General features: G+C 66.1%; 9 protein-coding genes. 7 read left to right on the forward strand and 2 right to left on the reverse strand.

The window, feature by feature from the left end:
- Positions 1 to 27: 27 nt before the first annotated feature.
- The 5 genes from F3H96_RS00815 to F3H96_RS00835 are packed head-to-tail and all read left to right on the forward strand — an operon-like array spanning position 28 to position 6229.
- The gene (locus F3H96_RS00815) at positions 28 to 2775 is read left to right on the forward strand and encodes a molybdopterin-dependent oxidoreductase (protein ID WP_244619891.1); all 2748 of its coding nucleotides are present in this window, start codon (positions 28 to 30) and stop codon (positions 2773 to 2775) included.
- The gene (locus F3H96_RS00820) at positions 2772 to 4313 is read left to right on the forward strand and encodes a 6-hydroxynicotinate reductase (protein WP_149790041.1); all 1542 of its coding nucleotides are present in this window, start codon (positions 2772 to 2774) and stop codon (positions 4311 to 4313) included. The genes F3H96_RS00815 and F3H96_RS00820 overlap by 4 nt, the downstream gene beginning before the upstream one ends.
- Complete coding sequence (locus F3H96_RS00825) at positions 4313 to 5194, forward strand: UPF0280 family protein (RefSeq protein ID WP_149790042.1); 882 nt, start codon at positions 4313 to 4315, stop codon at positions 5192 to 5194. The genes F3H96_RS00820 and F3H96_RS00825 overlap by 1 nt, the downstream gene beginning before the upstream one ends.
- On the forward strand, positions 5187 to 5771 hold the full coding sequence (locus F3H96_RS00830; protein ID WP_149790043.1) for an amino acid synthesis family protein: 585 nt from the start codon (positions 5187 to 5189) through the stop codon (positions 5769 to 5771). The genes F3H96_RS00825 and F3H96_RS00830 overlap by 8 nt, the downstream gene beginning before the upstream one ends.
- A complete protein-coding gene (locus F3H96_RS00835; RefSeq protein WP_149790044.1) occupies positions 5768 to 6229 on the forward strand; it encodes a MarR family transcriptional regulator in 462 nt (153 codons plus the stop codon). Before F3H96_RS00830 ends, F3H96_RS00835 begins: the two co-directional genes overlap by 4 nt.
- Positions 6230 to 6517: 288 nt before the next feature.
- Here F3H96_RS00835 and F3H96_RS00840 read toward each other — a convergent pair whose 3' ends face one another.
- Together F3H96_RS00840 and F3H96_RS00845 are read right to left on the reverse strand one after the other, a co-directional pair.
- Complete coding sequence (locus F3H96_RS00840) at positions 6518 to 8221, reverse strand: hydantoinase B/oxoprolinase family protein (RefSeq protein ID WP_149790045.1); 1704 nt, start codon at positions 8219 to 8221, stop codon at positions 6518 to 6520.
- 2 nt (positions 8222 to 8223) lie between these two features.
- Positions 8224 to 10296: a hydantoinase/oxoprolinase family protein gene (locus F3H96_RS00845; protein WP_149790046.1), complete on the reverse strand. Its 2073-nt coding sequence runs from the start codon at positions 10294 to 10296 to the stop codon at positions 8224 to 8226.
- 220 nt (positions 10297 to 10516) lie between these two features.
- Between F3H96_RS00845 and F3H96_RS00850 the strand changes: the two genes are divergently transcribed.
- The gene (locus F3H96_RS00850; RefSeq protein WP_149790047.1) at positions 10517 to 11344 is read left to right on the forward strand and encodes a ferredoxin--NADP reductase; all 828 of its coding nucleotides are present in this window, start codon (positions 10517 to 10519) and stop codon (positions 11342 to 11344) included.
- Positions 11345 to 11744: 400 nt separating this feature from the next.
- Positions 11745 to 12797 (forward strand): deoxyribose-phosphate aldolase, encoded by a 1053-nt coding sequence (gene deoC / locus F3H96_RS00855; protein WP_149790048.1) that lies wholly within the window; start codon positions 11745 to 11747, stop codon positions 12795 to 12797.
- Positions 12798 to 12947 lie beyond the last annotated feature (150 nt).

The following is a 12947-nucleotide window of genomic DNA, read 5'->3' on the forward strand; positions in this document are numbered from 1 at the left end:
ATCGGCACGGCCCGGCCATCCACGGGCATGGCGCCAGCCGGCATCACCTTCGAGGTCAACGGCGTAAGCGTCAGTGTCTCGGTACCGCCGGTGCGGCGGCTGTCGCAGGTCTTGCGCGACGAGTTGCGGCTGACCGGCACCAAGGTTGGCTGCGATGCCGGTGACTGCGGCGCCTGCACCGTGCTGGTCGACGGCAACCCGGTTTGCGCCTGCCTGGTGCCGGCGGCCTCGGCAGCGGGCGCTTCCGTCACGACAGTCGAAGGCCTGGGCAATGGCAGGCTCTCCGCCCTGCAGGCCTCGTTCCTCGAACATGGCGCCGCGCAATGCGGCATCTGCACGCCCGGCTTGCTGGTCGCGGCAACCGCTCTCCTGGCGCGCAATCCGACGCCAAGCGAGGCCGAGACGCAGGATGCGCTGGGCGGCGTGCTCTGCCGCTGCACCGGCTACCGCAAGATCGTCGCAGCGGTGATGGATGCCTCGCACCACTTGACTGGCGTCGATCTTCGCCTGCCGGAGAACGGCCGCGCCGTCGGGGCCTCACCGGTTCGCCTCGATGGCGTGCCGAAAGTCACGGGCGATGAGAAATTCGGCGGCGATTCCTTCCCGGCCGATGCGCTTTCCGTGCTCGTGGTCCGCTCGCCGCACTATCATGCCCGCTTCAGCTTCGGTGACCTGCAGGCATGGGCGGACGCGCATCCCGGCATCGCCGGTGTCTTCACCGCTTCCGATATTCCCGGCAAGAACTGCTTCGGCGTCATCGGTCCCTTTGCCGACCAGCCGGCGCTGGCTGAGAATTTCGCCCGCCTGCGCGGCGAAGCTGTAGCGCTTGTGGCAGGCGAGCGCGAGGCGATCCTCGATCTCGACCTGGCGGATTTCCCGATCACATGGACCGAGCTGCCGCATGTGCTGCAGCCGCATGAGGCGAAGGCCGACGGCGCCGCGCTGCTCCACCAGCACCGACCGGCGAACCTGCTCACCTCCGGCTATGTCGAACGGGGCGATCCCGATGGCGCGCTTGCCGGCGCGGCCGTCACCGTGTCCGGCGCCATCGAAACCTCTTTTGTCGAACACGCCTATATCGAGCCGGAAGCCGGCTATGCCTATTTGGACGGCGATACGCTGGTCGTCGTCGCCTGCACCCAGGCGCCCTATATGGATCGCGACGACACGGCCAAGGTGCTCGGCCTGCCCGTCGACAAGGTGCGCATCGTGCCGACCGCCACCGGCGGCGGCTTCGGCTCCAAGCTCGATGTCTCGCTGCAGCCTCTCGTCGGCCTCGTGGCGATGAAGACCGGGCGGCCGGTGGCGCTTGCCTACACGCGCAATGAATCGATGATGTCGACCACCAAGCGCCATCCCGCCGAGATGAAAGCGTCCATTGGCGCGGATTCTGAAGGTCGCATCACCGGCATGGTTTTTGCCGGCGATTTCAACACCGGCGCCTATGCGAGCTGGGGGCCGACGGTCGCCAACCGCGTGCCCGTGCATGCCTCCGGCCCTTACGTCACGCCAAACTATCGGGCAGCCGGCTATGCGATCCACACCAACGGGCCGATCGCCGGCGCCTTCCGCGGCTTCGGCGTGCCGCAGGCGACCATCATGCAGGAAACGCTTTATGACGAGCTCGCCGGCAAGCTCGGCATGGACCGGCTCGATTTTCGGCTGAACAATTGTCTTCGAAACGGCTCCGAAACGGTCACCGGACAGCGTCTGGAATCGGGCGTCGGCATCGGCGAATGCCTGGAGCGGCTTCGCCCGCATTGGGCGCGTGCGCTGGCAGACGCCCAGGCCTTCAATGCCGCAAACACGGCGAGCAAACGCGGCGTCGGCGTCGCCTCCTGCTGGTATGGCTGCGGCAATACCTCGCTGCCCAATCCCTCCACCATCAAGGTTGGCATCTCGGCCTCCGGTGACGCTGTCCTGCACCAGGGCGCAGTCGATATCGGCCAGGGCTCCAACACCGTCATCGCGCAGATCTGCGCCGACGCGCTCGGCCTGCCGCTGGACAAGTTCAAGCTGAAGAGCGCCGACACCGCCATCACGCCCGATGCCGGTAAAACATCCGCCTCGCGCCAGACCTTTGTCACCGGCAAGGCGGCGGAGAAGGCCGGCCGCGCCTTGCGCGAAGAAATCCTGCGCTTCGCCAATGTCTCCGCTCAGGCGACGATCGCGCTCGACGGCGCCAGCATCTTTATCCAGGAAGGCGACGCGGCGCGCCGCATCGATCTCGCGGCGCTGAAGGCCGACGCCGACGGCCTGGTCTTCGTCGCCGAGGAAACCTACGACCCGCCGACGCTGCCGCTCGACGCCAAGGGCCAGGGCAAGCCCTATGCTATCTATGGTTACGGCGCGCAGATCGCCGAGCTCGAGGTCGACCTGAAACTCGGCACCGTGAGGCTGATCAAGATCACCGCGGCACACGACGTCGGCAAGGCGATCAACCCGGTGCTGGTCGAAGGTCAGATCGAGGGCGGCATCGCGCAAGGCATCGGCATGGCGCTGATGGAAGAGTATATCCCTGGCCGCACCGAGAACCTGCACGACTATCTCATCCCGACCATCGGCGACGTGCCGCCGATCGAGACCATCCTGGTCGAAGTTCCGGATCCGGAAGGACCCTTCGGCGCCAAGGGCCTCGGCGAGCATGTGCTGATCCCGACCGCGCCGGCGATCCTCAACGCCATCCGTCATGCCACCGGCGTGCTGGTCACCAAGGTGCCGGCGACGCCAAGCCGCATCCTGGCGGCAATCCGCGAGAAGGAGGCGCGCCCATGAGCGAGCTTGCCGAACGTTTCGAAACCCACGATCCCGGCGAGAAGCAGGTGGCCGAGAAGATCCGCTGCGATGCCTGCCCGGTGATGTGCTACATCGCCGACGGCCGCACCGGCGCCTGCGATCGCTACGGCAATGTCGGCGGCCGCATCGTGCGCATGGATCCGCTGACTATCCTCGACCACGCGGCCGAGACCGGCGGCGCGGTCGTGCCTTTCGTCGCCGAGGGGGAAGCCTGGAATGGCGAACTGGTCAACACCGGCCATCGCTTCGTCACGGCAATAGGCGCCGGCACCACCTATCCCGACTATAAGCCGGCGCCCTTCATCGTCAGCCAGGAGGTCGAAGGCGTCGATCTCGTCACTGTGGTGACTGAGGGCATCTTCTCCTATTGCGGCGTCAAGGTGAAGATCGACACCGACCGCCATATCGGCGACGAGACCTCGACCGTGCGCTCGCAAGGCGAGGCGATCGGCCACGTCACCACGGGTGAGTACGGCTCGCAGATGCTGTCGCTCGGCGGCGTCCATCACCTGACCGGCGGCTCGAAGGCCGAGGGACGCGCCACCTGCGATGCGCTGCTCAATCTCTGCAACAGGAAGCCCGTCGAGTTGACCATCGACGGCGGCGCGACGGTCATCGTCGAGGCCGGCAAGGCGCCGGTCATCGACGGCAAGGTCGAGCACCGCATGCGCGTCGGCTGCGGTTCGGCCACCATCGGCATGTTCGCCACGCAATGGCGCGGGCTGGTCGACGAGGTGGTGGTGGTCGACGACCACATCACCGGCGTCGTCTCCGAGCACCAGGCCGGCAAGGTGCTGGGCTGGGAAGACACCGGCATCAAGATCATCGGCCGCCGCTCGACGCCCGGCCGTTATTTCAAGGTGTCGGAGCCAGGCCTGGGCTGGGGCGGCACCACGATCTCCGATCCGCTGTCGATCCTGGGCGACTGGAATGCCAAGAAGGGCGCGCGCCCCGGCCTGTCGCTCATGATGGTGTCGACCACCGGCGAGCAGTTCGCCTATTACGAGCTCGACGAGCAGCTGAGGCCGGTCGAAAAGCCGTTCCCCGAGCGGCTGCAGAAATCAGTCGGCCTGATCGAGGACAATTGCGAGCCGGCGCTGTGCACCGTTCTCTTCATCGGCGGGGCCGGCGGCTCGCTGCGCGCCGGCGTCACCGAAAACCCGGTCAACCTGACCCGCTCGGTGCAAGGCCTGAAGACCTATGTGACGGTCGGCGGCGCGCCGGTCTATGTCTGGCCGGGCGGCGGCATCACGCTGATGGTCGACGTCACCCGCGTGCCGGAAGGCGCCTTCGGCTATGTGCCGACGCCGGCCTTGGTGGCGCCGATCGAATTCACCATGCGGCGCGACGATTATGTGAGGCTCGGCGGCTACGAGAACGAGATCCGCAGCGTCGAGAATATCCTTGCCAAGGGCGGAGAATATCTCAATCCGCGCCGCGGCGCCGGCGCACCTGCCGGCAATCCCTGGCCGCCCTTGGCGCAACTGCGCCGCGACCGTGCCAACGGAGCCGGTTGATGCAGGGCCCGCAGGCGCACTGGCTTGCCGACGGCAGGCGGCTTCATCTCAACCACGGGCCGATCGACTTGATCGTCGAGACCTTTGGTGCCGCGGATGAACGCCGCGCCGCCTACGCGCAGGCCGTGGCGCGCTTCCAGACGATCCTGACCGAGCTGGTCGAGGAACTCCCTGAGTTGCGCCGTCCGGCGTCCTTGGAGCCACGCGCTTTCGCCGGGCCGACGGCGCGGCGCATGGAGGCAGCGGTTGCGCCGCTGGCGGAAAGATTTATCACCCCGATGGCCGCCGTTGCCGGTTCCGTAGCCGATGAAGTTTTGGCGGCAACGCTCGCCGGCCGCCGGCTCGACCGCGCCTATGTCAACAATGGCGGCGACAGCGCCATCCATCTTTGCAACGGCGAGTCGATGACATTGGCGATTGCCGGCACCGGGCATGGCATGGCCGACCGCATCACCATACGCGCCGGGGACGGCGTGCGCGGTATTGCCACCAGCGGCTGGCGCGGCCGGTCGTTTTCCCTGGGGGTCGCCGACGCCGTTACCGTTCTCGCGCGCAATGGTGCCGAAGCTGATGCGGCGGCGACGCTTATCGCCAACGCGGTCGATCTGCCCGGTAACCCCGCCATCGGGCGCGTCCCCGCGCGCGATCTGGCGCCCGACAGCGATCTCGGCCAGATGCTGGTGACGCAGAGCGTCGGCGCGCTCGCGCCCGGCGAAGTGGCGCGGGCGTTGGACAACGGTCTTGCGGTCGCCGAAGATTTTCGCCGGCGCGGCCTGATTGCCGCATCGGCGCTGTTCCTTGCGGGTCAGTCCCGCATCAGTGGTTCCGTGGCGCTGGCCGCGCCCAACAAGCATGCACAGGAGGAATTTGCCCATGCCTGACTTTCCGATTCGCAAGGTCGCGGTCCTGACCGAGGAAATTTTCCACGAGGGCGGGCCGGTGGCCAAAGAGCCGCGCCTGCGCGCCGCCGCCATGGCCCTGGTCGGGAACCCGTTCGCCGGCCGCTATGTCGAGGACCTGCAGGGCGCCATGGAGGATCTGAAGCCCCTTGGCCTGTTGCTGTCCGACAGGCTGATTGCAGCGCTCGGCGGTGACGTGAAGAAAATCGATGGCTACGGCAAGGGTGCCATCGTCGGTTCCGCCGGCGAGCTGGAGCATGGCGCGCTGTGGCACGTTCCCGGCGGCTACGCCATGCGCGAGCGGCTGGGCGACGCCAAGGCGATCGTGCCGTCGGCAAAAAAGGTCGGCGCCTTCGGCGCGCGGCTCGACGTGCCGCTGGGCCACATCAACGCCGCCTATGTGCGCAGCCATTTCGACGCCATGGAAATCGGCATCAGCGACGGCCCGCGTCCCGACGAGATCCTGTTCTGCCTCGCCATGACCTGCGGTCCACGCGTCCACAACCGCATGGGCGGCCTCGCGGCCGAAGACATCAGGGCATGGGATGGGTTGCGATGAGCGGCGAGGACAATCTGCTGCGGCTGGTCGAGGCCGAAGAGGGTGAGGAGAACGACTATCATCTGCAAGACCAGGTCGGCTTCATCCTGCGCAAGGCCCATCAGCGCCACGTCGCGATCTTCGCTGCCCACATTGCCGACCTGACGCCGCCGCAATTCGCCGCCCTGGCCAAGCTCTACGACATCGGCGAGACCTCGCAGAACCAGCTCGGCACGCTGATCGCCATGGATGCAGCCACAGTGAAGGGCGTCATCGATCGCTTGAAGGCGCGCGGGCTGGTCGAGCTCTCCAAGCACGAGATCGACAAAAGGCGATTGCTGGTCAACCTGACGCCCGAGGGCCGCGAGGCGATCGAACGGCTGATCCCGCTCGCCCGCACCATCACCGAGGAAACGCTGGCGCCGCTGACGGCCAAGGAAGCCGCGACCTTCCTGCGGCTGCTGGCGAAGCTGGCTTAGTTCCAGGTGGCCCGATTGGCCGAGCCCTTCAACTTCGTCATTCCAGGGCGGAGCAGGAGCGGAGCTCCGTCGCGAAGACCTGGAATCCATTCCGTTACCTCAGCCGAAGAAAGCAGCGGAGCAGAATTCTGCACCGTGAGCGGCGCTCCTGCGTAACGGCATGGATTCTATGGTCTGCGCGCGTCGCTTGGCTCCTTGCTACGCCATAGAATGACGACGCGATGCGCGTTGCGGCCAATCTCCAAACCGCCGGATCCGGCGGCGCAAGCATGATCGCCAGCGCGTCGCCTACAATTCCACCCCGAACATCTCCCTCGCCTGCTCGACAGTGTAGTAGCCGAGCCTGACATCCTCGGCGACCTGCCTCGGATCGCGCTCGCGCGGGTCGCCGTAGCCACCGCCGCCGGGCGTGCCGACGCGCACGCGGTCGCCGGCCTTGAGCGCGATGTCCTGCTCTTTCGAAAGATGCGGCGGTACGTGCGCTTCGCCGCCCCGGAACACGGTCACGCTGTTCGGCGCGCCGTCCTTGCCGCCAAGCGCGCCCTGCGGACCGAAGCGGCCGTGATCCATGACGAAGGACGCGCGGGCTTCACCGCGCAAGATCTCCACCTCATAGGCGAGCCCGAAACCGCCGCGATGCCTGCCGGCGCCGCCGGAGCCTTCGCGCAGCGCATAATGCCGGTAGAGGACCGGAAATGCCTGCTCCATGATCTCGACCGGCGGCGACTTCGAAATGCCGATGGTCGAGCAGCCGTTGCTCAGGCCGTCATGGCCGGCATTGCCACCGTAGCCGCCGCCGGAAATCTGGTACATGACATAGTCGCGACCGCGCGCCGGATCGTTACCGCCGAGCGCGAAATTGCCGCTGGAGCCGGCGGGCGCCGCGGTGACCTTTTCCGGCAAAGCCTGCACCATCGCGGCAAAGACGGCTTCGGCGATGCGCTGCGAAACCTCCGCCGCGCAGCCCGACACCGGGCGCGGATATTTCGCGTCGAGGAAGGTGCCTTCCGGCCGCTTGACGTTCAGCGGCTCGAAGGCACCGGCGCTGATCGGCACCTCCGGAAAAATATGGCGCATGGCCAGATACACCGACGACAATGTCGTTGCCAGCACGCTGTTCATCGGCCCGGCGCAGGGTTTTGACGAGCCTGCAAAATCGAAGGTTAGCGCGTCGCCCTGCTTCTCGACGGCGAGATTGATGGTCAGCGGTTCGTTCACCACCCCGTCGGAATCGACGAAAGCCTGCGAACGATAGACCCCGTCCGGGATCACGGCGATCGAGGCGCGCATCTGCTCGGCGGCGCGGCGGCGCAGCTCTGCGATCGCCTCGACGACGGTTTCGTCCCCGTAACGATCGAGGATTTCATTGAGCCTGTCCTGACCGATCAAGAGCGCCGCGGCCTGCGCGCGGATATCGCCGATGCGCTGGTCGGCAACGCGGATGTTCGAGCAGATGATGGCGTAGATTTCGGGATCGAGCACGCCCCTCTTGAACAGCTTCACCGGCGGCAGCCGCAAGCCTTCCTGTTCGACGGCGGTGGCGGAAGCGGAGAACCCGCCCGGCACCGAGCCGCCTATGTCGGGCCAGTGGCCGGTGTTGGAAAGCCAGCAGAAGATCTTGCCGCCCCGATAGACCGGCATGACGAAGCGCACATCCATCAGATGCGTGCCACCGAGATAGGGATCGTTGACGATGTAGATGTCGCCGGGTTCCGGGGCCAGGCAGCGACCATCGGCGATCATCTCGATCACCGTCCTGGTCGAATATTGCATGACGCCGACGAATACCGGCAGGCCCTGGCTGCCTTGCGCGATCAGCGAGCCGTCGACCGCCGAATAGATGCCGTCCGAGCGGTCATTGGCCTCGGCGATGACGGGCGAGAAGGCCGCGCGGGAAAACGTCAAATCCATCTCGTCGCAGACCTGCTGCAAGGCAGCCTGCAGCACAGAAAGCGTGATCGTGTCGAGTTTTGCCCCTTTTAACGCTGGCATTGTCAAGCCTCGCCGATGTCGATGATGATGTTGCCGTCGGTGTCCGAGCGCGCGTGGTCGCCGGGTTCGAGCACCGTCGTGGCGTCCATCTGCTCCAGGATCGCTGGCCCCTCGATGGCGGCGTCGAGCGGCAGCTTTTCGCGGTCATAGACCGGCGTGTCGTGCCAGGTGCCGTGATACCAGACAGGCCGGATCTCGCGCCGCGCCTCATCGAGCGTTGGCGCGCGCCCGGCCGGATCGATCAGCTTCGACAGGTCGATTTGCGGCCGCACGCCGGTGACCGACGTGTTGAGGTTGACGAGGTTGGCGCGGATCTCGGGCAGCTCGACCTTGAAGCGCGCGAAATAGGCTTTTTCGAACAGCTGCTGCAGCGTTTCTCGTGAAACCGATGAGGAGGGCAGCGGCACGTTGATGATATGCGTCTGGCCGACGAACTGCATGTCCGCCGAATGGGTGACGCGGATCGCATCCGGTTTCACCGCCTCCTTGGCAATCAGCGCCTCGCCTTCGTTTCGGTGCCGTTCCAACACCTCGCGAAGCTTGGCTTCGTCGAGATTTGCGACCGGTTGGTTGATCGTGTTGACGAAGTCGTGCCTGAGGTCGGCGACGACGCAGCCGAGCGCATTGGTGATGCCAGGCCGCGCCGGCACCAGTACCCGGGGCAGGCCGAGCTCGCGGGCGAGCGCCGTCGCATGCAACGGGCCTGCACCGCCGAACGCGAACAGCGCGAAATCGCGGGGGTCGTGGCCGCGCGAGACCGAAACCATGCGGATGGCGCCCGCCATCTTCATGTTGCCGAGTCTCAAGATTGCGCCGGCCGCCTCGACGCCGGAGAGGCCGGTGCGCTTGCCAATCTTGTCCTCGAAGATCGAGGTCACGTGCTCGACCGTCACCGGGTTGTCCACGGCCAGCAGCTTCTTCGGCGCCAGTCGGCCCAGCACCAGATTGGCATCGGTGATGGTCGGCTCGCTGCCGCCGCGCCCATAGCAGATCGGGCCGGGATTGGCGCCGGCGCTTTCCGGGCCGATCTGGATCAGCCCGGCAGCGTCGACGCGCGCGATCGAGCCGCCGCCGGCGCCGACCGTGTGCACCGCCACCATCGGCACGTGGATCGGCATCGCATATTCGATCTCGATCTCGTTCGACACGGCGGGCTCGGCGTTGCGGATCAGCGCCACGTCGGTCGAGGTGCCGCCCATGTCGTAGGTGACGAGATTGCCGAAGCCGGCGCGTTTTCCCGTGTAGGCGGCGGCGATCACGCCCGAGGCCGGCCCGGACATCACCGTCTTCGCCGATTCCCGCGTCACGAAGCGGGCCGAGATCATGCCGCCATTGCCGTTCATGATCAGGAAGTCGCGGGCGTAACCTTTTGCGCCGAGCTCCTTGCGCAGCCGCTCGACATAGCGCTCCAGGATCGGCTGAACCGAGGCGTTGACCGCCGCCGTCACCCCGCGCTCGAACTCGCGCGCCTCCGAAAGCAGCGCGTGGCCGGTGGTGATGTGGCCGTTCGGCCAAAGCTCCGCCGCGATCTCGGCGGCGCGCCGCTCATGCCAGGGGTTGGCGTAGGCATGCAGGAAATGGATGACGAGCGACTCGCAGCCGGCGGCGAGCAGCCGCTTCACCGCATCGCGCATCTCGGCCTCGTCGAGCGGGATGCGGACGGCGCCAGAGGCCTCGACGCGCTCCGAAACCTCGAGCCGCAGATCGCGCGGAATGACCGGCACGAAGGTGCCCGTCATGCCATAGGCCTGCGGCCTCGTGCGGCGGCCAAGCTCGATCACGTCGCGGAAGCCGCGCGTGGTGATCATGCCGGTCCTGGCAAGGCGTCGCTCCAGCACGGCGTTGGTGGTGGTGGTCGTGCCGTGCACGATGAGGTCGATGCCGTCGATCGGAAAACCGGTCGCGCCGAGCGCGGCGACCACGCCGAAGGCCTGGTTCTCCACCGTCGTCGGCGTCTTGGCGATATGGACCTTGCCGCCGTCCTTGCCGTCGATCAGAAGCAGGTCGGTGAAGGTGCCGCCGACGTCGATGCCGGCGACGACACTTCCCGCCGTCGCCGAAAATTTCTCATTCATTGCCGAAACCCGAAATGCCAGGACTACGGATATGCCTCGGTTTGGAAAGGCGTTTTACGCTGCCATCTTGACGCAAATATCATTTGTATACTAATAAATTCGGGACACAAGAGCTTACCGCTTGGCAGTGTGCAGGGAGCACGCCGGAACCTGACCGTTCGGGCGCGCAGGACAAAGTTTGGCGCCAGCGTCTCGCGTCCGCGCCGGAAAGTTGGGTTTGATGAACACGACATCCGCGTTGAACGTCGCCGGCGCAAGGCCGCTGCAGTTCCCGATCCCGGCCAATGTCTATGCCGAGACCGTGGTGTCGGTGAAGCATTATACCGACCGGCTGTTCTCCTTCCGCATCACCCGTCCGCAGTCGCTGCGCTTTCGCTCCGGCGAATTCGTCATGATCGGCCTGCCCAATGCCGAAAAGCCGATCTTCCGCGCCTATTCCGTTGCCAGCCCCGCCTGGGACGACGAGCTCGAATTCTTCTCGATCAAGGTGCCGGATGGCCCGCTGACCTCCGAGCTGCAGAAGATCCAGGTCGGCGACACCGTCATCATGCGCCAGAAGTCGACCGGCACCCTGGTGCTCGACGCGCTGACGCCTGCCAAGCGCGTGGTCATGATCTCGACCGGCACCGGCATCGCGCCCTTCGCCAGCCTGCTGCGCGACCCCGACACCTACGAGAAGTTCGACGAGGTCATCCTCACCCACACCTGCCGCGACAATGCCGAGCTCACCTATGGCCAGGAACTGGTGGCGGCGCTCGAGAGCGACCCGCTGATCGGCGAGCTGACCGGCGGCCGCGTCACGCTCTACAATTCGACGACCCGCGAGGAGTCGGCGCGCATGGGCCGCATCACCGCGCTGATCGGCTCGGGCAAGTTCTATTCCGACCTGGGCATCGACAGGCTCAACCCCGAGACCGACCGCATCATGATCTGCGGCTCGATGCACATGCTGAAGGACGTCAAGGAGCTCGCCGAGAGCCTCGGCTTCCAGGAAGGCTCGCTCAGCCATCCGGCGAGCTTCGTCGTCGAGCGCGCCTTCGTCGGCTGAGGCGCATCGCAGCCCGCCAGCTCTGTTGAAGCGTCTGAGATTAGCCACGACATTCGCGCTTCGTCATTCTAGGGCGGAGCAAGGAGCGGAGCGACGCGCGCAGACCCTAGAATCCATGCCGTTACGCTAAGGCGTTGCGGGGGTTACAGAATTCCGCACCGTTGCACTCCGCGGCAGAGGTCACGGCATGGATACTCGGGTCAAGCCCGAGTATGACGAAGGGATGGGCGTTTCGGCCAATCTCCAACACCGGGAGCGCCCACTCAGCATTATGTTTTGACCATACGGTCAAAAATCTACTGCCTCGACGGCCTTTTTCGGCTATGAGCCTTTGAAAGACTCGTGAAGCCTCGCTTCGCGGGTTATCTTCGGCTGAGGTCGCAGAGTGAAAGGGCAGGAGATGAGCACGATCCGCGAGGCCGGCGCAGGCGCCGGCGCGTCCAAGGTTATGCCGCTGCCGGCGCGCGCCGCCGCCAACACGCCGATGCCGCTGGAGCATGGCATTGCCCGCAACCCCGGCATGAAGCTTGATCTAGGCTTCCTGGAATCGGTGCGCAGCGTCAACCGTTCGGCGCTCGAGCGCCGTGTCGCGACGCTCACCAAGCGGCGCTCGATCAAGGCCGACAACCAGGCCGCCTGGCTGCTGCGCGCCATTGCCTGCATGGACCTCACCACGCTGAACTCCAACGACACGGACGAGCGCGTGCGCCGGCTCTGCGCCAAGGCGATCAATCCGTTGCGCCGCGACATCGTCGAGGGTCTCGGCATAGCCGGTGAAACCATTCGCCCGGCGGCGGTCTGCGTCTACCATCCCTTCGTGGCCACCGCGGTCGACGCCGTGCGCGGCACCGGCATCCACGTCGCCGCCGTCTCGACAGCCTTCCCGCATGGCCTTGCGCCGCTGTCGACCCGGCTGCAGGAGATCGAAGCCTCGGTGAAGGACGGCGCCGACGAGATCGACGTCGTCATTCCGCGCGGCCTGGTTTACGGCGCCAAATGGCGCGAGCTGTTCAACGAGATTGTCGCTATGCGAGCCGCCTGCGGCGATGCGCATCTGAAAGTCATCCTCGGCACCGGCGACCTCGCCACTTTGCGCAATGTCATGCTGGCCTCGATGGTGGCGATGATGGCCGGCGCCGATTTCATCAAGACCTCGACCGGCAAAGAAAGCGTCAACGCCACGCTTCCCGTCGGCCTCGCCATGGTGCGCGCCATCCGCGCCTATTTCGAGGAGACCGGCTACCTGATCGGCTTCAAGCCGGCCGGCGGCATCTCCACCGCCAAGGTCTCGCTCGACTGGCTGGTGCTGATGAAGGAAGAGCTCGGCCGGCCGTGGCTCGAACCGGACCTGTTCCGCTTCGGCGCGTCGAGCCTGCTTACCGACATCGAGCGACAGCTCGAGCATCATTTGACCGGGCATTACTCGGCCAACCACCGCCACGCGATGGCTTGAAGGGCGAGTGAAGGCCTTGAGCGCCGAGTTCCTTCGCGCCCCCCTCTGTCCTGCCGGACATCTCCCCCACTTGTGGGGAGATTGGCTGTCATCGACGATTTCGCCAGTCGCAGACGTTGCAGGACTGCAGCCAGCGGGCGCGAAGGCTAA

It is taken from the genome of Mesorhizobium sp. NFR06 (assembly GCF_900115245.1).
Taxonomy (GTDB): Bacteria; Pseudomonadota; Alphaproteobacteria; order Rhizobiales; family Rhizobiaceae; genus Mesorhizobium.